At 66.7% G+C, this 20866-nt stretch carries 22 protein-coding genes and 8 pseudogenes; 15 read left to right on the forward strand and 15 right to left on the reverse strand.

Annotated features, from left to right (window positions below; all coding sequences use genetic code 11):
- Positions 1–89: 89 nt before the first annotated feature.
- The 3 genes from OG985_RS01500 to OG985_RS01510 all read left to right on the forward strand — a co-directional run bounded on the left by OG985_RS01500 (position 90) and on the right by OG985_RS01510 (position 2687).
- Entirely contained in the window at positions 90–566 is a 477-nt protein-coding gene (locus tag OG985_RS01500; protein WP_371666535.1) for an ATP-binding protein, read from the forward strand.
- A gap of 331 nt (positions 567–897) precedes the next feature.
- Entirely contained in the window at positions 898–2532 is a 1635-nt protein-coding gene (locus OG985_RS01505; RefSeq protein ID WP_371666536.1) for a (2,3-dihydroxybenzoyl)adenylate synthase, read from the forward strand.
- Positions 2532–2687 carry a hypothetical protein gene (locus OG985_RS01510; RefSeq protein WP_371666537.1) on the forward strand — a complete coding sequence of 52 codons (156 nt, stop codon included), beginning with the start codon at positions 2532–2534 and terminating at the stop codon, positions 2685–2687. The genes OG985_RS01505 and OG985_RS01510 overlap by 1 nt, the downstream gene beginning before the upstream one ends.
- Before the next feature lie 52 nt (positions 2688–2739).
- Here OG985_RS01510 and OG985_RS01515 read toward each other — a convergent pair.
- Positions 2740–2853 (reverse strand): annotated as a pseudogene (locus OG985_RS01515) (IS5/IS1182 family transposase); the annotation flags it as partial.
- 318 nt (positions 2854–3171) lie between these two features.
- Here OG985_RS01515 and OG985_RS01520 point away from each other — a divergent pair.
- Complete coding sequence (locus OG985_RS01520; protein ID WP_371666538.1) at positions 3172–3795, forward strand: transposase; 624 nt, start codon at positions 3172–3174, stop codon at positions 3793–3795.
- Positions 3710–4234, forward strand: coding sequence for a hypothetical protein (locus OG985_RS01525; protein ID WP_371666539.1), 525 nt, complete (start codon positions 3710–3712; stop codon positions 4232–4234). The genes OG985_RS01520 and OG985_RS01525 overlap by 86 nt, the downstream gene beginning before the upstream one ends.
- 46 nt (positions 4235–4280) lie before the next feature.
- Here the strand turns inward: OG985_RS01525 and OG985_RS01530 are convergent, their stop codons facing one another.
- Positions 4281–4643, reverse strand: coding sequence for a transposase (locus OG985_RS01530; RefSeq protein ID WP_371666540.1), 363 nt, complete (start codon positions 4641–4643; stop codon positions 4281–4283).
- A 360-nt stretch (positions 4644–5003) separates the two neighbouring features.
- On the opposite strand from OG985_RS01530, the gene OG985_RS01535 reads away from it, so the two are divergent.
- Entirely contained in the window at positions 5004–5759 is a 756-nt protein-coding gene (locus tag OG985_RS01535; RefSeq protein WP_371666485.1) for a transposase family protein, read from the forward strand.
- On the opposite strand, the gene OG985_RS01540 is transcribed toward OG985_RS01535, so the two are convergent.
- The 5 genes and pseudogenes from OG985_RS01540 to OG985_RS01560 all read right to left on the reverse strand — a co-directional run bounded on the left by OG985_RS01540 (position 5737) and on the right by OG985_RS01560 (position 9264).
- A complete protein-coding gene (locus OG985_RS01540) occupies positions 5737–6477 on the reverse strand; it encodes a transposase (RefSeq protein ID WP_371666541.1) in 741 nt (246 codons plus the stop codon). The two genes, OG985_RS01535 and OG985_RS01540, sit on opposite strands and share 23 nt — an antisense overlap.
- Positions 6419–6670: pseudogene (locus OG985_RS01545) on the reverse strand (IS110 family transposase); the annotation flags it as partial. The gene OG985_RS01540 and the pseudogene OG985_RS01545, both read right to left, overlap by 59 nt.
- 8 nt (positions 6671–6678) lie before the next feature.
- On the reverse strand, positions 6679–7434 hold the full coding sequence (locus tag OG985_RS01550; RefSeq protein ID WP_371666485.1) for a transposase family protein: 756 nt from the start codon (positions 7432–7434) through the stop codon (positions 6679–6681).
- 108 nt (positions 7435–7542) lie between these two features.
- Positions 7543–8552, reverse strand: a pseudogene (locus tag OG985_RS01555) (IS110 family transposase); the annotation flags it as partial.
- A 253-nt stretch (positions 8553–8805) separates the two neighbouring features.
- Positions 8806–9264, reverse strand: a complete 459-nt coding sequence (locus OG985_RS01560; protein WP_371666542.1) for a transposase family protein — start codon at positions 9262–9264, stop codon at positions 8806–8808.
- 578 nt (positions 9265–9842) lie between these two features.
- Between OG985_RS01560 and OG985_RS01565 the strand changes: the two are divergent.
- The 5 genes and pseudogenes from OG985_RS01565 to OG985_RS01585 all read left to right on the forward strand — a co-directional run.
- Positions 9843–10083 (forward strand): annotated as a pseudogene (locus OG985_RS01565) (ISL3 family transposase); the annotation flags it as partial.
- 236 nt (positions 10084–10319) lie between these two features.
- On the forward strand, positions 10320–11522 hold the full coding sequence (locus OG985_RS01570; RefSeq protein WP_371674219.1) for an IS110 family transposase: 1203 nt from the start codon (positions 10320–10322) through the stop codon (positions 11520–11522).
- Positions 11523–12027: 505 nt separating this feature from the next.
- Positions 12028–12218, forward strand: a pseudogene (locus OG985_RS01575) (ISL3 family transposase); the annotation flags it as partial.
- Between the two features lie 50 nt (positions 12219–12268).
- Complete coding sequence (locus OG985_RS01580; RefSeq protein WP_371666543.1) at positions 12269–12619, forward strand: DUF6444 domain-containing protein; 351 nt, start codon at positions 12269–12271, stop codon at positions 12617–12619.
- A gap of 148 nt (positions 12620–12767) precedes the next feature.
- Positions 12768–13133 carry a transposase gene (locus OG985_RS01585; RefSeq protein WP_371674220.1) on the forward strand — a complete coding sequence of 122 codons (366 nt, stop codon included), beginning with the start codon at positions 12768–12770 and terminating at the stop codon, positions 13131–13133.
- Here the strand turns inward: OG985_RS01585 and OG985_RS01590 are convergent.
- From OG985_RS01590 to OG985_RS01600, 3 genes and pseudogenes are all read right to left on the reverse strand, one after another.
- Positions 13070–13837: a sterol desaturase family protein gene (locus OG985_RS01590; protein ID WP_371666544.1), complete on the reverse strand. Its 768-nt coding sequence runs from the start codon at positions 13835–13837 to the stop codon at positions 13070–13072. The genes OG985_RS01585 and OG985_RS01590 overlap by 64 nt on opposite strands.
- Positions 13824–14555 (reverse strand): FadR/GntR family transcriptional regulator, encoded by a 732-nt coding sequence (locus OG985_RS01595; protein ID WP_371666545.1) that lies wholly within the window; start codon positions 14553–14555, stop codon positions 13824–13826. The genes OG985_RS01590 and OG985_RS01595 overlap by 14 nt, the downstream gene beginning before the upstream one ends.
- A gap of 288 nt (positions 14556–14843) precedes the next feature.
- Positions 14844–15200, reverse strand: a pseudogene (locus OG985_RS01600) (ISAs1 family transposase); the annotation flags it as partial.
- Positions 15201–15236: 36 nt separating this feature from the next.
- Here OG985_RS01600 and OG985_RS01605 point away from each other — a divergent pair.
- Positions 15237–15425: a hypothetical protein gene (locus OG985_RS01605; protein WP_371666546.1), complete on the forward strand. Its 189-nt coding sequence runs from the start codon at positions 15237–15239 to the stop codon at positions 15423–15425.
- 40 nt (positions 15426–15465) lie between these two features.
- On the opposite strand, the gene OG985_RS01610 is transcribed toward OG985_RS01605, so the two are convergent.
- Positions 15466–16646, reverse strand: a protein-coding gene (locus OG985_RS01610) for an IS3 family transposase (protein ID WP_371666478.1) whose coding sequence is annotated in 2 segments (ribosomal slippage) — positions 15466–16382 and positions 16382–16646 — 1182 coding nt in all. Because the reading frame shifts where the segments join, the coding sequence is not laid out codon by codon here.
- A gap of 63 nt (positions 16647–16709) precedes the next feature.
- A complete protein-coding gene (locus OG985_RS01615) occupies positions 16710–17231 on the reverse strand; it encodes a transposase family protein (protein WP_371666547.1) in 522 nt (173 codons plus the stop codon).
- Here OG985_RS01615 and OG985_RS01620 point away from each other — a divergent pair.
- Complete coding sequence (locus tag OG985_RS01620; RefSeq protein ID WP_371666548.1) at positions 17206–17733, forward strand: transposase family protein; 528 nt, start codon at positions 17206–17208, stop codon at positions 17731–17733. The genes OG985_RS01615 and OG985_RS01620 overlap by 26 nt on opposite strands.
- Positions 17734–17743: 10 nt before the next feature.
- Entirely contained in the window at positions 17744–18451 is a 708-nt protein-coding gene (locus tag OG985_RS01625) for an ISAs1 family transposase (RefSeq protein ID WP_371666549.1), read from the forward strand.
- On the opposite strand, the pseudogene OG985_RS01630 reads toward OG985_RS01625, so the two are convergent.
- Positions 18429–19179: pseudogene (locus OG985_RS01630) on the reverse strand (transposase family protein). The gene OG985_RS01625 and the pseudogene OG985_RS01630 overlap by 23 nt on opposite strands.
- Positions 19180–19454: 275 nt before the next feature.
- On the opposite strand from OG985_RS01630, the gene OG985_RS01635 reads away from it, so the two are divergent.
- Complete coding sequence (locus OG985_RS01635; RefSeq protein WP_371666550.1) at positions 19455–20147, forward strand: hypothetical protein; 693 nt, start codon at positions 19455–19457, stop codon at positions 20145–20147.
- Between the two features lie 88 nt (positions 20148–20235).
- Here OG985_RS01635 and OG985_RS01640 read toward each other — a convergent pair whose 3' ends face one another.
- Positions 20236–20439 (reverse strand): group II intron maturase-specific domain-containing protein, encoded by a 204-nt coding sequence (locus tag OG985_RS01640; protein ID WP_371666551.1) that lies wholly within the window; start codon positions 20437–20439, stop codon positions 20236–20238.
- A gap of 47 nt (positions 20440–20486) precedes the next feature.
- Positions 20487–20678: pseudogene (locus OG985_RS01645) on the reverse strand (IS6 family transposase); the annotation flags it as partial.
- Between the last annotated feature and the right edge of the window lie 188 nt (positions 20679–20866).

The following is a 20866-nucleotide window of genomic DNA, read 5'->3' on the forward strand; positions in this document are numbered from 1 at the left end:
GACTGCTCAGGGAGCCTGCGCGCCACGGGAGTGTGCTGGAAGTACCAGAAAAAGCATTCCGGCCCCCTTCCGGACAGGCAGTGATCTTGATGACGACCACCACGACCTCCCACAGCCGGCAACAGCGCCCCGCGCCGCACGCCGCCGCGGCCGGTGCGCGCGTGTTCAGCCTGCCACTGGAACACGGACCGCTCGCACCGGCCACCGCCCGCCGTGCCGCCCGCCCCATCCTGGCCTCCTGGGGACTGGACGAAGACCAGCTCTACGACGCCCTGCTGGTCATCTCCGAACTGGTCACCAACGCCGTCACCCACGCCCTACCCCCCGTCGCCCTGCACCTGCACACCACCACCAACGGCCCAGGCCGCGTCCAAGTCCACGTCAGCGACGGCGGCCCCCACACCGCCTCCCCCACCACCAGCTGGGCCACCACCCGCCCCACAGACGAACACGGCCGCGGCACCACCATCATCACCACCCTCGCCCACCACACCGGCACCACCCCCGCCCCCGACAACGACACCGACGGCCTCATCAACCACTGGGCCGACCTCGGCGCCGCCTGATCAACGTCTCGTCTGCCTCTGTCTCACATTCGGTGGTGACGGTAAGTCATGACGGCGATGGACAGGCCATCGGCCACGAACCCGCCAGATCGTGCCTCGCAGCCGATCTTCTCTGAGATCCCGCACTTGGTGTCTAGTCGTGACAGTTCGACGCGACAAGGCTGGCGCCCCGGCGGGATACCGGCCGCTTCGAAACATCGTAGTCAGAGCGCCAGCCGTACTCTCCTACCATGGCCCGGGACCGTCCGCGGTTGCGAAGCTCCACCGGAGCCCAGAGAGCCCGGTAAATGCCGGGGCGGCTGATCAAAGTGGCGAAATTTTGAGGAGAATTATGATGCTTGATGGGTGTGTTCCCTGGCCGGCAGAGTTTGCCGACCGGTATCGCAGCAGGGGCTACTGGGCCGGTATTGCCCTAGGTGAGCTGCCCGCCATGTGGGCCCGGCGCTTTGGTGACTGCATCGCCGTGGTCGCCGGTGACAGACGCTGGAGTTACGCCGCGTTGGAAGAGCGCATCAACCGGATGGCTACTGGGCTGCAGCGTCTTGGCATCGGGCCGGGCGACAGGGTGGTGTTGCAGCTTCCGAATGTGGCGGAGTTCGTGGAGATATTCTTCGCATTGTTCAAGCTCCGGGCCATTCCCGTCGTTGTGCTGCCTGCATACCGCCGCAGTGAGGTGACGTACGTCTGTCAGCACACTGAGGCGGTCGCCTACATCGTTCCCGATCGGCACGCCGGTTTCGACTTCCCGACCTTGGCCTCTGAGGTCCAGAGCAGCGTGCCCTCGCTGAAGCATGTGATCGTCGTTGGCGAGTCGAAAGGGCGGCTGTCGGCCGACGAGGTGCGGGCCGAACCGGGCGAAGCGGAGACTAGGTGGCAGGTCGCCGACCCGGGCGATGTCGCAGTGCTACATCTGTCCGGCGGCACTACTGGGACTCCGAAGCTGATCCCCCGCACCCACGACGACTACCTATACGGGGCGCGGGCCGGCGCGGAGCTGTGCGGCTTTACCCATTCCACCGTCTACCTGTGCTCGCTGCCAGTGGCGCACCAGTTCTCGCTCAGTGCGCCCGGGGTGCTCGGCACCTTCCTCAACGGCGGACGCGTCGTTCTGTCCCCCAACTCGGCGCCCGATACCACCTTTCCCTTGATCGAGCAGGAACGCGCCACGGTCGCAGCGCTGGTTCCCCCACTGGTCGAGGCGTGGCTCAGCGCCGCCGCCCAAGCGTCGGCGGATCTGTCCAGCCTGGAGGTGCTGCAGGTAGGCGGTGCCAAACTCAAGCCGGACCTCGCCCAAAGGGTGCGGCCAGGGCTCGACGCCCGGCTCCAGCAGGTGTTCGGGATGACCGAGGGGCTGCTCAACTTCACCCGTCTCGACGACCCAGACGACCTCCTGTTCACCACCCAGGGCCAGCCCCTGTCACCCGACGACGAGATCCGCGTCGTCGACGACGATGACCACGACGTACTACCCGGCGAGCCGGGCAACCTCCTCGTGCGCGGCCCCAACACCATCCGCGGCTACTACCGCGCACCCAACCACAACAAGGCGGCTTTCACACCTGAAGGCTTTTACCGCACCGGTGACGTCGTCCAGCAGATACCCACCGGGCATCTCGTCGTCGTCGGCCGGGCCAAGGACCAAATCAACCGGGGCGGCGAAAAGATCGCCGCTGAAGAGATCGAATACCATCTCCTCGCCCACCCCGGAGTCGCCGAAGCCGCCGTGGTCGCCATGCCCGATGCCTTCCTCGGCGAACGCGTCTGCGCCTACATCGTGCCCAGCGACTGCCCAGCCGCTCCCGGTCAACTGGTCAACTTCGTCCGCAGCCGTGGTCTGGCCGAGTACAAGCTCCCAGACCGGATCGAGAGCATCGACGCACTGCCCCGGACCGCCGTCGGGAAGATCAGCAAACAGAAACTGCGCGACCGTATCACCCTCGCCCTCACCGGATACGGAGCCAACTGATGAACACCCACAAACTCAAGCCTGCCCAGGTACGCTCCGATATCGCCGCTCTGCTGGGCGTACCCGAAAAAATCGAACGCTGGCGTTGCGCCGGAGTCCACGTCAGCTTCGCCGCGCTCATTGCCGGTAGCGCAGGCGTGTTTCGTGGGACGTGAGGTAGCCCCAGTGAGTCTTTGTCAGTAATGGGTCACGACGGTGTGTGATCGTTCAGATGGTGCGGTCGTGTTCGATCTGGAGCAGGACGAGGGCTGCGGCGGCGATCTTCGTGATGCGGCTGGGGTCGAGGCTGACTCTGCGCAGGGCTTTGAAGGTGATCTTGACCCTGTTGCCTATTGGCTGTTGAGGGCTGACAGGGGCTTGGTAGTGCTGACAGGGTTGGTGGTGCGGCCGGTTCTTCCTGATCCCCGAGCGTGGGGTGGGCTGGGCGTGTCGCTGGAGCCGCAGTCGTGGCCGGAGCCGGATCCCGTGGTGGCGCGGGCGGTGCGGGCGAAGAATTTGGGCGGCAGGTGCCGTTGCCGGTGACGGTGCGTGACCGGCTGGGGGAACTGTTCCCGATCGGGGAGTTCGCGGAGGCTTTCGGCGTGACCGGGCCGGCGAGCTGGTCCCCGGGCCGGCTCGCGTTTGCCGACGGTGTTCCAGATGGCCGAGAACCTGACGGACCGCCAGGCTGCGGAGGCGGTGCGTGACCGGCTTTCGTGGGCGTACGCGCTCGGGTTGGAGCTGACCGACACCGGCTTCGACTTCACCGTGCTGTCCCAGTTCCGTACCCGGGTGGTCGAGCATCATCTGAAGGAGAAGGTCCTGGACCTGCTGCTGGAGAGGCTGACGGAGCAGGGTCTAGTCGGGGCCGGAGGCAAGCAGCGCACCGACTCCACCCATATCGTCTCCGCGGTACGGGGCCTGAACCGCCTGGAGCTGGCCGGGGAGAGCGTGCGGGCGGCGGTGGAGGCGTTGACGGTGGCCGCGCCGCACTGGGTCGCCGGCGTGCTGGACGTGCCCGGCTGGTCGCACCGCTATGACACCCGGATCGACACCTGGCGCATGCCCTCCTCCACTACCAAGCGCGACCAACTCGCGCTGACCTACGCCCGCAACGGCTTCGCCCTGCTCAGCGCCGTCTACTCCGCGCTCCGAACCCTGGCTGCGCGAGCTGCCCGCGGTGCAGACCCTGCGCACCGTGCTGCTGCAGAACTACACCCGCACCGCCGCACGCGGCGGTCGCGAGGTGGTGGCCCGCCGGACCAAGACCGAGGAGGGCGGTAACGGGCTTCCGTCCGGCCATCTGCGCATCGCTTCTGCCTACGATCCCGACACCCGCTGGTCCGGCAAGCGCGACACCTTCTGGAACGGGTTCAAACTGCACGTGAGCGAGAGCTGCACGGAGGCGCCCGAGAAAGAGCGCACCGCCCCGAACCTGATCACGAACGTGGCCACCACCGCCTCCACCGTCCCCGACACCAAGGCCCTGGACGGCATCCACCAGCAGATGCAGCGCCGCGGCCTGCTCCCGGGTGAGCACTACCTCGACTCCGGCTACCCCAGCGCCGACCTGATCGTGAAGTCCCGCCACGCCTACGGCATCGCACTGATCACCCCGGTCCTGCTCGACCAGTCCCGCCAGGCCCGCGAGAGCGCCGGCTTTAAGCCGACGCGTTCACCATCGACTGGAAGTACCAGCAGGTCACCTGCCCCAGGGGTGTGAGCGATCACGTAATTCGGCTCTGTCGCTGATCTTGTGATCGGGCGGGTCAGGATCTCTGCAGGATGCGGGTGCGGAGGAGGTCGAAGTTGGCCCGGCCGTATCCATCCCTTTTGATCCGTTTCGCCCTCGTGTTCTGGCCCTCGACCTGGCCGGAGCTCCAGGAGCTGGACAGGCCGGCGATGACGGCGTCCTGGTCCCGGCGCAGGCCGTTGACCAGGGAGTGCAGTGCGGGCAGGTCGTCGTGTTCGACGCGCTCCATCCAGGCGGGGAGTTCGTTGCCGGTCAGGTCCCGCAGCATCGTCGCGAAGTCGCGGACGTGCTGGGTGACCGCGTCCAGTTCGGGACAGACCGCACGGATCTCCTTGAGCGCGAGGGCGTCCTCGTCCGGGAGATTGCCGGGGTTCGTCATGATCCATCTGACGATACGGCGGGGCCGTGGAGCCACACGGGGCGCTGCCGGTGCGGCGGTGAAGGTTTTGAAGGAGCGAAGGTAGCGCCGGGTGGTCTGGATGCTGCCCCGGAAGCCCATGGCCTGGATTTCCTGGTGGAGTTGTGCGCTTCGCGGCAGCCGTCGTTCCACCGATGATGAAGGCGGGCCACCGTGTACGGGTCGAGGATGCTGACTCGGTTCGTCCCGTTGACCAGTGAGCGTTTTCAGGGTGGCCACTGATCGAGTGATGCAAGGGGATGGCTGGCAGGGCAACGGACGAGGCTCCCAGGCAGTTGAGAGAGGTATCTGACATGCGATCTCGGTTGCCGGGGAGCCCCGTTGATTACGTATCCTGCCGCACTCGACCTCCCGCATGCCCTCGTGGAGACGGTCACGATGCTGATCGTCCTTCGTGAGGGTGACCGCCGGTGCAAGCTCCGTCCGTCCGCGCGTGCGGTTGTCGCGCTCGTGTACTTGCGCCAGCACACCACGCTGGCCCAGATCGCCGCTGGTTTCCGCATCAGCGTCGGGACCGCGCACGCCTATGTCCGCTCCGTGGTGGGCCTGCTGGCGCGCCGGGCTCCGGGGCTGACGCGGGCCCTGCGTGAAGTGAAGGCCCGGGCGGAATACGTGCTGGTGGACGGCACCCTCGCGGAGTGCGACCGGGTCGGTGACGGCCGCGGGGACTACTCGGGAAAGCACCGGCGTCACGGTGTGAACCTGCAGGTCGTCACCGATCCGGACGGCACCATCGTATGGATCTCGAAGGCGCTGCCCGGTCGCACCCACGACCTCACCGCCGCCCGCACCCACCGGATCATCGACACCTGCCGCAGACTCGGTATCCCGGTCCTGGCCGACCTCGGCTACCTCGGTGCCGGCGGCACCATCACCACCCCGATCCGACGTTCTCCCGGCAAAGAACTCAACCGCCGGCAGCTATCGCTGAACAGGGCTCATGCCCGCCTGCGCTACCCGGTCGAGCGCGGCATGGCCCGATTGAAGACCTGGCGGATCTTCCGCAAAGCCCGCTGCAGCCCCACCTGGCTCACCACCGCAGCCAAAGCCGTCCTCACCCTTGAGAGCTACTGCTGAAAATCCTCAGTAGTTCGTCGATGCTGGTGGCGCGGGCGAAGCGGCGCACGGTGGACCGGTCCAGCCGCAGCGTCCGGCAAATTCGTTCCAACGAGCTTCCGTCGGCCAGGAGTTGCTGTACGGCGGCGTACCGCTCCTTCGTTCGGGTCACCAGGCGGCGCTCGCGTCCGCAGACGTCGAGCGTGGAGTCGGTGGCGGGCGGCGGTAGCTGCCAGATGTCGTCTCCGGGCGGCGGGGTGAGGGGTACGGTGTTCGCGAACACGGTCCGGATGCAGGCATGATGGGCGCCAACGGTCTTCTCCACCGCTTCACCGAGGTTCTTCCACAAATGCCAGCCATCGGCAATCTGCGCCGCCTGCGGGGCCCCGGTGCGGGCGCCCTCGGCGTAGGCCCCGCCGCGGTCCCTGCAAATGATCTCCACCTCGGGGTGGTCGCGAAGCCAGGTGGCCAGCGGTTCGGCCTCGCGGCCCGGCAGCACGTCGATGGGTCGCCGCCGTTCCAGATCTACCAAGATCGTCGAGTACGAGTCGCCCCTGCGCATGGCGAAATCGTCAACACCCAGCACTCTGACGCGTAAATAGCAGCAGGTCAGGGTGGGGGTAGGCAGGGCTGGGTGCCCGGTGGCTGTGGCGCTCGCCGGGTGTCTGGGTGCGGGTCGGTCAGGCCGCGCCTTCCAGCGGGTTGAGGGTGACGGTGTAGCCGAGCTGATTGAGCGCACTGATCGCGCGGCGGGTGGCGCGTTCGGGGTCGCGCTGGGCGAAGTAGGTGCCGCCGAGCTCGTGGTAGGTGACGTTGTCGGTGAGCATGTGCCAGATCGCGGTGATGATCGAGTGCTCGACGGCGACCAAGGCTCGCATCGGGCCGCGGCGGGCGGTGAGCCGCTTGTAACGGGCCTGCAGGTAGGTGTCCTTGAGGATTTTCAGCAGTAGCTCTCAAGGGTGAGGACGGCTTTGGCTGCGGTGGTGAGCCAGGTGGGGCTGCAGCGGGCTTTGCGGAAGATCCGCCAGGTCTTCAATCGGGCCATGCCGCGCTCGACCGGGTAGCGCAGGCGGGCATGAGCCCTGTTCAGCGATAGCTGCCGGCGGTTGAGTTCTTTGCCGGGAGAACGTCGGATCGGGGTGGTGATGGTGCCGCCGGCACCGAGGTAGCCGAGGTCGGCCAGGACCGGGATACCGAGTCTGCGGCAGGTGTCGATGATCCGGTGGGTGCGGGCGGCGGTGAGGTCGTGGGTGCGACCGGGCAGCGCCTTCGAGATCCATACGATGGTGCCGTCCGGATCGGTGACGACCTGCAGGTTCACACCGTGACGCCGGTGCTTTCCCGAGTAGTCCCCGCGGCCGTCACCGACCCGGTCGCACTCCGCGAGGGTGCCGTCCACCAGCACGTATTCCGCCCGGGCCTTCACTTCACGCAGGGCCCGCGTCAGCCCCGGAGCCCGGCGCGCCAGCAGGCCCACCACGGAGCGGACATAGGCGTGCGCGGTCCCGACGCTGATGCGGAAACCAGCGGCGATCTGGGCCAGCGTGGTGTGCTGGCGCAAGTACACGAGCGCGACAACCGCACGCGCGGACGGACGGAGCTTGCACCGGCGGTCACCCTCACGAAGGACGATCAGCATCGTGACCGTCTCCACGAGGGCATGCGGGAGGTCGAGTGCGGCAGGATACGTAATCAACGGGGCTCCCCGGCAACCGAGATCGCATGTCAGATACCTCTCTCAACTGCCTGGGAGCCTCGTCCGTTGCCCTGCCAGCCATCCCCTTGCATCACTCGATCAGTGGCCACCCTGAAAACGCTCCTTGGTTCTCACCGCGCCGAGTGCGGCGAGTCCGAGGGCGCCTTTGAGATAGGGATGCCGGGTCGGACTTTGGTGCTCTTGGTTCGGCCGGCGGACTCGTGGTGGCCTGGGCAGACGCCGGCCCAGGACGCGAGGTGCCTGGCGGAGGCGAACCGGCTCATGTCCCCGCCGGTCTCCGCGATGATCACCTCGGCGACGGCCCGGTTGATCCCGGGGATGGTGTCGAGGAGGTCGAGCGAGGGACGAAAGGGAGCCATCGCCCCCTCGATCCGCTCGTCCAGCTGCCGGATCGCGTCGGTGAGCTGGTCGTAGTGGTCCAGGTGCAGCCGGGCCAGGAAGGCATGGTGGCTGCGGAAGCGTCCGGTCAGCGCCTCGGTCAGCTCGGGGATCTTGTTGCGGAGCTTGCGTTTGGCCAGCTCCGCGAGGACCTGCGGGCCGCGTTCCCCGCCGATGAGGGCTTCGAGCATGGCCCGGCCAGAGACCCCCATGATGTCGGAGGCGACCGCGGACAGCTTGATCCCGGTGTCCTCCAGCAGCTTCTCCAGCCGCTGCACGATCTGGCCGCGCTCGCGGGTCATCTGGGTGCGAGCCCGGGTCAGGTCTCGCAGCTCGCGCACCGGCTGGGGCGGCACGAACGAGGCCCGCACCAGGCCATGCGCACCGAGCTGGGCCAGCCAGGCCGCATCCGAGACGTCCGTCTTGCGGCCGGGCAGGTTCTTGACCTGCCGCGCGTTGACCAGGATCACGTTCAACTCCCCGGCCAGAAGGTAGTAGAAGAGCTTCCAGTAGTCCGACGTCGCCTCGATCACGACCAGGGTGACCTCGGCGGCGAGCAGGTGATCGCGCAGGGCGAGCACCGCGTTCGTCGTCGAACCCCACGTCGTGGTCTCGGTCGCGAAGGCCCCCCGCCGCTTGGTACTCGGGGTGCGGACACACGCCTTGGCATCCTTCTTGCTGATGTCCACACCGGCGCAGCGCTCGTGCAGCACATCCACGTCCCTGTCCCTCCCTCAACGGCCGAGTGGTACGCCGTTCCGGGGGGACCAAGGTGAATCAGGAATTCTGACGCACGTGCTCGCAGCAACACTCCACGGTTCCCGTGGACGGCCCCCAGCACCACGCTGACCTGCGAGCTCACCGGCATCACAGAGCATTCGGTTTCGGCCGGAACGAACCCCACCAGCGTCCCGCAGCGGTATCAGCCCGCGTCAGAGGCAGACGGAAGCACCCCAGCGCGCGCCACAGGATTTACCACGCCCCCGGCGCGCACCGACGGTGCGCTGGACCGCTGACCTGCCCGACTGGCTCCTCGGGAAAGGCTCGGAGGAGACGTAACAGCGTGTCCTTCGCCACCGGAACTCCAAGAGCCGCCGCGAGCCGGCTCCCCGGCCGCCCGGCCAGCGCCACCGCGATGCTGGTAAGCATCTCGCGCAGCAGCCGGGTGAAGCGGGCATGTGGGCTGGTCAGCCCGGCAACCTGTTCGACGAACGTCACTGCCGCGCAAGCGGCGTTGAGGCACCGGAACCGGCGCACCAGCAGCAGCTCGATCACCACCCGGGCGCCGCTGATCGCCGCATCCGACAACCGTCGCGGATACCGGCCGTGCACCCGTCCCGAGGAACTGCCGCAGTGCGGGCACAGCCCATCGGCCGCACGCGCGCGGGCATGCAGGGTGATCCCGCCGACAGGCCGCTCCACCAACTCCACCACGACACCCGTCAGATGAGGAAGAAGCGCCTCGAAGCTCCGCGAAGTACACACGAATCATGATCACAGCCGCGCCGTCCGGAGATCACCCGATCGCAAGATCAGCGACAGAGCCGAATTACGTGATCGCTCACAAGGGGCAGGTGAGCTCTTCCTCGAGCCCGTGCACCCAGCACGGCTATCCGATGATCGTGGTCGCTTTCTCCAAGCCGGCCTGCGGCCCCACCAGCCCCACCACCAGCCGCCGGGGCTTCCGCCAGCTCACCTTGAACCCGCGCTCGCTGACCGAGCCCTGCACACCGCCCGCGCCGAGCAGGCCGGCCGGCACTGGCAGGACGCCTACGCCCTACGCTCCGGCGTCGAGAGCACCATCCACCAGGCCCTCGCCGTCACCATAACCGCCGGGCCCGCTACCGCGGCCTGGCCAAGACCCACCTCGAACACGTCCACAACGCCGTCGCCCTCAACCTCATCCGCCTGAGCCTGGTGGAACAGCAAGCCACTGGACCGCCGCCACACCAGCCACCTCGCCCGACTCGAACTCAGCCTCGCTGCATAGCCGAATGGGCAACAGGGTCAACCTGTGCGACAAAGTTGTGGCCGAGGTCCGCGCCCACGCCCCCTGCTGGGCCATCGTCAACCCGCCCCGGCCCGGCGGCGTGCGCGAGCAGACTACCCGCGAGCGCTGGCACAAAGTCCACGCCCTCCTCGACTCCGGCGTCGGCCTGCTCGACCGCTCCCGCAGACTGAACCTCGCCTTGAATACCGTCAAGCGTTACGTCCGCGTCCCTTAAACCACCCGCGGACCGCATCGCCCCCCCATTACCTTCTTGATCAGCACCGCAATGGGGTTCCCGGCCTCCGGGACGGCATGACTGCTCCCCCCTGTTGATCATGATCTGGGGGGTGGTGTCACCGCTCCCGGAGGCACTGGTAGACCGCTGATGAGGGGCATGACCACCAACTCCTTCGGGAGGCAGGGAGGTTCTTCGTAATGTGGATGCCGGCATCTGGTGCCGCAGGTGAGGCCGGGACCGTACGACCGGAGAGTGCTTGTGATCGACACCAGCGACATCGGCGCCTTCCTGGGCCTGGACGTCGGCAAGGGCGAACACCACGCCACCGCGCTGACCCCGGCCGGGAAGAAAGCCTTCGACAAGCGGCTGCCCAACAGCGAGCCCAAGCTCCGCGAGGTCTTCGCCAAACTGATCGCGAAGCACGGCACCGTACTGGTGGTCGTCGACCAGCCCGCATCCATCGGGGCCCTGCCGCTGGCCGTGGCCCGGGACGCGGGCTGCAAGGTCGCCTACCTGCCCGGGCTGACGATGCGGCGGATCGCCGATCTCTACCCGGGCGAGGCCAAGACCGATGCCCGCGACGCGTTCATCATCGCGGACGCGGCCCGGGCGATGCCGCACACACTGCGGTCCATCGAGCTCACCGACGAGACGGTCGCCGAGCTGGAGATGATCGTGGGCTTCGACGACGACCTCGCAGGTGAGGTCACCCGGGTCGCCAACAGGCTCCGTGGGCTGCTGACCCAGATCCACCCGCACCTGGAGCGAGTTGTCGGCCCGCGCATCCAGCATCCGGCCATCCTGACGCTGCTGGAACGCTTCGGTTCCCCGGCCCAGATCCGCACGGCCGGACGCCGACGACTGGTCACCCTCATACGCCCGAAGGCCCCCAGGATGGCCGAGCGCCTGGTCGACGAGATCTTCACCGCCCTGGACGAACAGACCGTGGTCGTTCCAGGCACCGATGCCGCCGCACTGATCGTCCCCAGCCTCGCCGCCTCCCTCCAGGCAGTGCTTGACCAGCGCAAAATCCTCGCCACCAGGATCGAGGAACTGCTGGCCAACCACCCTCTTTCGAAGGTCCTGACGTCCATGCCGGGGATCGGCGTCAGGACCGGAGCCCGCATCCTCATCGACGTCGGCGACGGCAGCAGCTTCCCGTCCGCCGCCCACCTCGCCTCCTACGCCGGCCTCGCACCGGCCACCCGCAGCTCCGGCTCCTCCATCCGCGGCGAACAACCCTCCCGCCGCGGCAACAAACAGCTCAAGAGAGCCTTCTTCCTCTCCGCGTTCGCCGCCCTCGCCGACCCGGCCTCCCGCACCTACTACGACAAGAAGATCAAGCAAGGCAAGCACCACACCCAGGCCATCCTCTGCCTCGCCCGCCGCCGAGCAGACGTCCTGTTCGCGATGCTCCGCGACGGCACCTCCTACGAACCCAGAACCCCACGCCTCGCTTGACGAAAGACATGGGTGCGCCGTGAAGCGCGAGTTGTTCGGGTGGCGGTGAAAGGACGCCACCGCCGTCCTGTCGCAGTAGGGCGGTTGAAGCTGAGGGCAGCCCGATCCGGGAGGTGCCGGGGAGGGTGGCAAGCGGCCCTGACAAAGCCGGGACGTATCAGCACTGCCAGATGGTGCGGGTCCGGCAAGCGAGACGGAAAGGAGTACGCGAGGAACCGGCGTTGACGCCTCCTTACTCGTCACCAGCTCGAACCTGGCGGATCTGGGCTGGATGCGGTGCGTCCCTGCCTTGCTATGGGGGCGGCCTGTTCGACCTCCAAGCGGTGGCGGTCACTCGCTACCGCTACAGAGGCAACACGATCCCCAACCCCTGGACCCGCCCCAACCACGCCTGAACGGCAGAGTCCGTGGAGAGCCCGGTACTCGGAGACGGGTACGCCGGGTTCGGCGAGCGGCACGGAGAAACGGACCGATGGCAACACCGGCACCGCGCTCCGTGCCGACTCAACGGGCCCCCCGCTACCGACCCACCCTTGTCGACCCCTACCGCGACCACCTGCGCCGACGCCGGCCCGACATCCGGCCGTTCCCGTCACGCACCTCCTACACGAGATCAGGGAACTGGGCTATACCAGCAGTGCCAACCTGCTGGTCCGCTACCTCAATCAGGACCGCGCCGAAGGCGACCGCCCCGTGGCCGCGAGCGCGGCCAGCTCCTCCACACGCAGCCCCTGGCCGCCATTCGGGTGTCGGAGTTGGAGCGGCGTCTTGGGGCGCGCAATTCGGGCAACTCCTCGATGCCGCCGTCGTCGGACACCTTCGGGCGGCCGGAGAAGAAGGCGGCACCCAAGAGCGGACGTAAGCGGGGCCGTCAGCCCGGGGCGGGCGGGGCTGGACTGGCCATGGCCGAGCACCCCGACGTCACCGAGGACCATGTCCCGGCGGCCTGTACCGGCTGCGGAAACACGTTGGATCAGGGCGCCAGCGTCGGCTTCGAGCGGCGCCAGGTCCGTGACATTCCCCTGGCCACGGTAAAGGTCACTGAGCACCGGGCTCATCGCTGCCGGTGCGCGTGCGGCACGGTCACGGCGGGCTGATGCCCGGACAGATCGCCGGATCGCCCTCCTCCTACGGCCCGAACCTGCGCGCACTGGCCGTCTGCCTGCTGGTGTTCCAGCACATCCCGGTCGAGCGGACGCGCGGCTGATCAAGGATGTGACCGGGGCGGAGGTCTCCACCGGCTGGGTGGCGTCCCTGCTGAGCGAGGCCGTCGGCCTGGTCGAAGACTCACTGAACCTGATCCGGGCGCTGCTGGTGATGGGCCACATCCTGCACGCGGACGAGACCACCACCTGGATCGGGGCCGTACGGCGCTGGCTGCACGTCGCCTGCACCGGCTTCCTCACTCTGCTCCACCTCGCGCCTCGTTCCCGGGACGGCGCCGGCCAGGGTGGGGTGCTGCCGCACTACCGCGGTGTCCTGGTCCACGACTCGCTCTCCATATATGGCGGGTGGTTGGCGTCCCGGGCGTCGTTCAGGGCAGGGGGTCAGGCTGTGCCGTGGAGGTTCTTGGCGGTTGGTGACGTCCGTACCGTGGCCGGGTCGGGGTAGGTTCCCAGGAGCCGGTCGGCGCTCGCGGTCGTGGTGACCGTGAACCAGTAGTGCTCGTTCTTGTAGTGGTGTAGCCGGTGGTTGCGCCAGATGGCTTTGTAGGCGCTGCTGCGGGGCTGGTAGTCGCTGTGGATCAGGTAGTGGGTCCACTCGTAGAGGAGCCCGGTCACTGCCACGGTGACCATGAAGGTCAGGGCTTGGCCCAGGCGCGGGAAGGCGATGAGGGCCATGATGTTGTAGCCGGCGATGACCCAGACGAGCGCCCGCCAGGGGATAAAGACCAGGGGGACGTCACGTGGGTCGACATGGTGTTCGCGGTGTTTCCTGGCCAGGAGAGGGTCCAAGACGACGCCGGCGACCTTGCGCGGACGCCAGTGCAGTACGAAGACGTGTATCAGCCATTCCAAGAGCGGGAACAGCAGGATGAGGGCGACCGGGGCGTAGACGTCGTCGGTACGCCAGTCCCCCAGGGCAATCCGGCAGGCAAGCACCGTCACCAGGGTGCCGCTGATCATCCAGGGGGAAGGGTGACGCCAGAAGGCCAGGAACACGTTTCCCAGCGTGACGTCTCTCCGGTGTGGTGACGTCGGCTGTGCTTTCTCGGCCGCGCGGACCTCGTCCGCTCGGAGGCGGGCTCGGGTGGGGGCATCCGAGGCCTCGTCGGTGGACGGCCGCATCCGCATGAGCGTCCTACGCAGGTTCATCGCTCTCCTTAAGTTGGTCGATGACGTCGATCAGAGCCTGGGTCGCCGGGCGGAGCAGATCCTCAGCACGGGTGCGAGCGGCGGTCGCGTCGCGCTGAACTATGGCGTCGGTCAGGGCCGTGTAGGCATCCGTCCGGTTCACCTCCGTGGCCATGACGTGGACCAGGGCCTCTAGGGCGGGCTCGTAGGCGGTGCGCAGGCTGTTGAACATCAATCGGAAGGTCACGGACTCGGCCGCGTCCGTGACGTGTTCCCAGAAGGTCAGGGCGCGCCGTTGCCTGCTCACGGGATCGGTGTCGGTGTCGAGCGCCCGGACGGCGTCCTGGAGTAGGGCGGCGAGGGCGGGTCCCTTGCGCCGAGCTGCCAGTTCGGCGATCTTCGGGCCGATGTGAAACCGTGCTTCCAGGATGCTGCGGGCAACTTCCAGGTCGATCTCGCCGCCGGGGAAGAGGAGGCGAGGGAGCAGATCGAGACCGCCCGCTCTGCGGATGTCCCGCACAGTGGTGGCATCGCCTTGGCGGACGTCCAGAAGACCTGCGTGCGCGAGTCGTTGCAGCGCTTCCCGTACGGCGGAACGTGAGACGCCGAGGACTTCGGCGAGGCGCCGTTCGCTAGGAAGACTTTCACCGGGGGCGAGATTACCGCTGACGAGTTCGGTGAAGAGCTGGTCGAACACTTCGTCAGGAACGGAGCGCCGGTTGACGGGTTGTAGAGGCATGCGGAGACCCTACGATTCTAGTGGACTGATGGTCCAGTGGTCAGACCAGTCAAGGTGAAAGATGTCGTACCTACGATGTGCGTGTCCTACATGGTCAGGGCTTCGGCGAAGTAGGTGGGTGTCCGTTCGTGATCACTTGAGGTCGAGCAGGGCGAGCGGGCGGTCCGCGTTGCGGGCGTTGTGTCGCAGAGCTGCTGCGATGTTGGTCGCGCCGGCCAGCCGCAGGGTGCCGATGGCGAGGTTGCGCCAAGTGGCCATCGCCCGGGGCGCGTTGCCGGTTCGCAGTGGTGAGGCGTCTTCGGCGAACGTGGTGTCTCTGACGTGGTGCAGGGCTTCGATCTGCCAGTGATCACGGATCAGGGCCGCCAGCTGGGCGGGGCCGGCCTGCTCAGCGGTGAGGCTGGTGACGGCGTAGACGGTCTTGATGGTGGTCTTGCCGGTCTTGCGGTCGGTGCGGCGACGCTTGATCTGGGCGGCCTGGCGGGCTCCGGGGAAGAGCAGGCCGTTGACCGTGACCACCTTGATCCGTCGGATCTCCGAGCGGCCGTGGCCGATGCCCTTCACACGGCCCTGCAGCGGGATCTCTGTCCACGGAAGGGATCTGAGCTGCTTGCGGAGCTTCTTCTGGTTGCCTTTGACGATCACGATGTAGTGGGCTTCGCGGCCGAGGAGGTAGTCGGCGTGCTCGCGTTGGTGTGCATGGCGTCACTGGTGACGACCACCCCGGCCAGGTCTGTGATGGTCTCCAGCAACGGCTGGAAGCAGGTGATCTCGTTCGTCTTCTCACCGACGTCCAGCTGGGCCAGGACCAGGCCGGTGGTGTGGTCCAGGGCTGCGAGCAGGTGGATCCTGCGGCCGTTGGCCCTGTGAGGGGCCTCGCGTTTTCCGGACAGGCTTCTGACCGTTTATTTCACGCGGCGATTCGCAACTTCTCGTACTCGGCATGGACTTCGCGTGGAGGGCGGTACCCCACCGCCGAGTGGAGGCGTTTGCGATTGTACCAGAATTCGATGTAGCGAGTGATGTCCTGCCGGGCGACCTCGCGGGTCAGGTAAGTCACCCTTGATACGCGCTCGTTCTTCAGGGCGCCGAAGAATGATTCGGCCATGGCGTTGTCGAAACAGATCCCGGTGCGGCCGGCAGATCTGCGGAGCCCGAACCGGTTTAGCGTCCTCCCGAACTCGGCTGACATGTAGTTACTTCCGCGATCCGAGTGAAATATCGCGTCGGCCGAGAGGTTCCTGTTCCGTGCCGCGTTACGGATCGCCTTGGATATCAGTGGGGTTTGGTAGTGGTCGTCCATCGCGTAACCGATGACTTCCTTCGTGCAGCAGTCGATTACCGTCGCGAGGTACAGCCAGCCTTCCCCGGTCCCGATATAAGTAATGTCACCGACGAGCTTTTCGCCGGGTGCGTCCGCGGTGAAGTTGCGGCCGACGAGGTCCGGCACTTGGCCGGCCGCGGCCTTGGTGAGGTTGAACCTCTTCGGCTGTGGCTGGCAGGACTCAAGTCCCAGCTCGCGCATCAGGCGGCGGACCAGTTCCAGGCCGACGCTGATGCCCCAGCGGTGCAGCTGGGCTTGGATGCGACGGTGGCCGTAGGTGCTGTCGGAAATGTCGAAGGCTTTCTTGATGAGCAGTTTCAGTTCCTCGCGCCGCTGTGCCGTCGCGGATTCCGGGCGGGATCGCCAGTCGTAGTAGCCGGATCTGGAGACGCCGAGTCTGCCGCACATGAACTCGACGCTGTATGCGCACTCCGCAGTGTCGAGCCGCATCTCATCGATGAACTCGTACTTGCTTGCTACCGGGGATCCTTCGCGAAGTACGCCGCGCATTTTTTCAGGAAGGAGTTTTCCATCTCCAGCTCACGGTTCCGCCGTTCGAGTTCCTTCAGGCGTACCCGCTCGTTCACCGTCAATTCTGCATCGGGAGCCGGTTCCTGCTGCTTCTGGTGCTTCTTCACCCAGCCGCGTAGCGTCTCCGAGTTCAGCTCAAGCTCCCGGGCAACTTCGGAGATCGTCTTGCTTGACCTCAACGCGATCTGGACTGCTTCCTCACGGAACTCCGGCGAGTACTTACTGGGTGGCGGCACTTCTTCCTCGTTTCCTGTTCAGGACAACCCTATTGGGTCCCTGTCCGGAAACTTCGGGGCCCCTCACCTGGCCGCTCCGCGAAGGCTTTTGCCGTCGACCGCCAAGCCGCTCGGCCGGCCCTGGGTTTGGTTGCGGCGGTCGGACAGCCAGCGGCCGACCGCCGGGTCCAATGCGTCGCCGTCGATCCGGGCCAGCAGTCGTCGGACTGTCGTTTCCGCAGGCAGGGCCCGTTTGGGGGAAAGGGGGTCGAGTCGCACGCCGCCGTGTTCCAGCACGTGGGGCGGAGCGTCGGTGATCCATTCGCCGACCGCCAGGTCGAAGTCCGGATCCTTCGAGCGGGTCCAGGACCGGGTACGGCGCCAGCGCACACCCTCGGCCAGCAGGATCCGGCGGACCTGGCTGCGACCGACCTCGATGCCCAGCCTCCTGGCCTCGGCGGCCAGTGCGTCAAGGGTCCACTCCGGCGGCCCAGACTCATCCTCCGCGGCCAGCTCGCCGTCCGCCTGCACCGTCAGCCGGCCCGGCGCCGCCTGCTTGTGATCACCACAACGGAAGACCGTGCCTGCTGCGCCAGCATCACTCATCCCCGTCGGGCTGGGCCAACTCGCGGGCGGCAATCCGGCCTGCCCCGACGAACTGCCCGACCTTCTGGCCCGGCTGTCTCGCTTGCCCGACCCGCGCCGCCGCCCGGGCCGTCGTCACCCGCTGCCGTATGTCCTGGCGGTCGCCGCCTGCGCGGTCCTGGCCGGAGCGAAGTCCCTCACCGCGATCGCCGAGTGGGCTGCCAATGCCTGTGACCGGCTGCTGTTGTGCTGCGGGGCCGCGCTGCGTGATCCGGACCGACCTTGCCGGGCGCCCAGCGAAGCCACCGTGCGCCGGGTACTGCAGCGCATCGACGGCGACGCGTTCGACGCGGCGATCGGCGGCTGGCTTACCGGCCGTGCCGCCGCCTCCCGCGCCGCGGCCAGGACAGACACCCACCGGACAGTCCGGCGCGGGCAGCGGTTGCGGTGGACGGCAAGTCCCTGCGCGGAGCCATTCGCGCCAACGGCCGCGCTGCGTCCACCTGATCTCCGCTCTGCGTGACGACAGCATCGTGCTGGCCCAGCGTAAGGTCAACGCCAAGAGCAACGAGATCACCGCGTTCCGCCCCCTGCTGAACCCGCTGGACCTGACCGGCGCGGTGGTGACCTTCGACGCGCTGCTGACCCAGACCGACCACGCGAAGTTCCTGGCCGAGGAGAAGGGAGCGCACTACATCGCCGTACTCAAGGGCAACCATCCGAGCCTGCACGCGCTGGTGAAGAACCTGCCGTGGAAGGAGGTTCCGCTGCTGGACCGTACCCGGCCCACCGCGCACGGCCCTGACGAAATCCGCCGGCTCAAGGCCGCCATCGTGCCGGGACTGCCATCGCACGCCGACCAGGCGCTGCAGATCGTCCGCAGGCGGCGCACCCTGCGCACCGGGAAGGTGTCGCTCGAGCGCGTCTACGCGATCATCGGTCTGACGGTGCACCAGACGAACGCTGCTGACGAACGCGTTCGCGGGCATTGGGCTATTGAGAATCGTGAGCACCATGTCAGGGATGTGACGTTCGGGGAGGACGCCTCACGGGTGCGAACCGGCGGTGCACCGCGGGCGATGGCCTCCCTGCGGAACCTGGCCATCGGCGCGCTCCGCCTGACCGGCTGGGACAACATCGCCGCGGGCCTGCACCATCACGGGCGGGACACGACCCGGCCGCCAACCGCCCTCGGACTCAACTGGTCATTGAGCTTGTTCAGCGGTGAGTCTCCAGGGTGAGAATGGCTCTGGCGATTGACGTCATCCGGCTCGGGTTGCAGCGGGCTTTGCGGAGGATCCGCCAGGTCTTGACCGATGCGATGGATCTCTCGACAGGCCACCGCAGACGCGAGTGCGCCCGGTTGACGCATCTCTGTTTGACGGTGAGGTCTTTGCCCGGTCGTCGTCTGTGGGGCACGACGACGATGTCACCGGCGCCCTGGTAGCCGCGGTCGGCCAGGATCGGGATGCCCAGGCGGATACACGTAGCGATGATCCGGTGCCGTCGGGCCGCGGTCAGATCGTGGGTCCGGCCGGGCAGCGCGGGCGAGATCCACACCAGCGTGCCGTCCGGAGCGGTCACCACCTGCAGGTTCACGCCGTGCCGGCGGTGCTTTCCCCAGTAGTCCGCCCGGCCGTCGCCGGTCCGGTCGCACTCGGCGAGTGTCCCCTCCAGCAGCAGGTAGCGGGCGTCGGGGCGATCTCAGGGCCGCGGTCAGACCGGGCGCGAGCTCTGCGAGGTGGCCGATCACGGCGTGCACGTGGGCGTGTGCGGTGCCCAGGCTGATACCGAAGCCGGCCGCGAGCTGACACAGGGCGTCGTTCTTCCGCAGGTATACCAGTGCGACCAGGGCGCGCTCGGACGCTGGCAGCTTGCACCTGCGGTCACCCTCACGGGTGACAATGAGCATCGTGACCCACTCCACCAGGGCATGCGGAACATCGAGTACGGCACGATAAGGAACCAACAGAGCCCCAAGGCTGAAGAGTTGAGCGTAGACACCTCGCTCAACAGCCCTGGGGCTCTGCCCGTTCCGCCCTCACCACACGTCACCCGATCAGTAGCCGAACTGAACAAGCTCATGCTTCGCCAATCGCGAGAACGACAGGGCCCTGCCTGCCCACCGCAGCCTGACAACACCGTTGAGGACCGCCCGGTTAATGTGTGTCAGCATATAATTTGTGCACCCCCGGGGGTGCCCGAAAAAACCAGAACTGGCGGCCAAAATCAGGAGAACACTCAATGGCATTCAATATAGAATTTCAAATGCAGGTCAAATTCAACTCTCGCAGTGAATTCAAGACGTGGCGCGAGCAAGTTCTAATTGAGCAGCGGACGAGACTAGAATCACTCCAGGGATTCTCAGAAAAATTCGATGAGTCCGACGAGGACCTGCTAACCGACCTGATCATCGAGGACACCGCCACACTAGAAGAGGCCCTGGATGAGCTACGGCGCGTCGGCCACGAGATCACGGCCGAGGATATCGCGGAATGGAGGCCGGCGGTAGACGATGAAGGAAGTCCCGGCATCTACCTTCTTGAGAACAGAAAGCTGAGGCGGGATTCACCGGTCGACGCTCTTTTCGATCACCTGCACGACAATCCCGCCCCTGCCCAACTGAGGATCAACCGCATCTCGCTGAATGATCATGCCAATGTGACGGCGAGCGGATCCTTTCGAGACTTTGACGCATATTGCTACTATCGCCTCCCGTTGATCTTTGCCGGAACATCCGCCCAGGAGTTTGGTGGCAGGGGTCATGTATCCTTCTTCGGAGTCGAAAGAGGAGTGCTTGTTGCCTTGTTCTGCGATTTCCAAGAGAATGGTATTCGAATCAACGAGCCCGATGTTCAGGATGCGGTCGCTTGGAGAGTTCACGACCGCTTCGACAGCATCGAATTGACCAGTGAAGGACTTCGACACCGGCTTTAGCCGCCGAGTAGCCGAGGGGATTTTCACCCCTCGGCCCTCACAGATCCGTACGTGACGATCTCTCGTCATACGGCTCTTGTCGTTCTGGTCACCAGACGCGGGGGGCATGGGTGGTCCAGGCCCAGTGGGCGAACCGGGGTCGCCGTGCGACGGCCTGGTTCCACGCCGTTTGGGCTTTCTTCCTGCCCCGCAGCCGTTTGAACTTCTTGCGCATCCACCGCCTCAGGTAGGCGTTGACGCGTTCCAGGAGGGGATGGAGGGCCGACTGGTAGAAGGCTCCGTAGTACGTCATCCACCCGCGAATGATCGGGTTGATGAACCGTGCGAGGTCTGCTTCCGGCGACGGCGTAGGGCGGCCGCGTACTGAGGCCCGAACCGGTCACACCACTGCCGGATGGCCTCGTGGGAGACGATGATCCCGCGCGCCAGCAGCAACTCCTCGACCTCGCGGTAGCTGAGCGGGAAGCGGTGGTACAGCCACACCGCCTGGGAGATGACCTCCGCCGGGAACCGGAAACCCTTGTACGACACCGTCGCTTCGGACTCCACGGCCGCCCCCTCCCCGGACGATCAACAAACCCGACGATCATCCCAGCCCCGAGGCCCCTCACTCAACTTGACAGCGCCGCCCTGGACCCACGAGATCACAGGCGCCCTCGAACAGCTCGCGCTCCTGCCGAACCCCGGCTGACAGCGGATCCACCTATCCCTACGAAACA

The sequence above is a fragment of the Streptomyces sp. NBC_00289 genome (genome assembly GCF_041435115.1).
Lineage (GTDB): Bacteria > Actinomycetota > Actinomycetes > Streptomycetales > Streptomycetaceae > Streptomyces.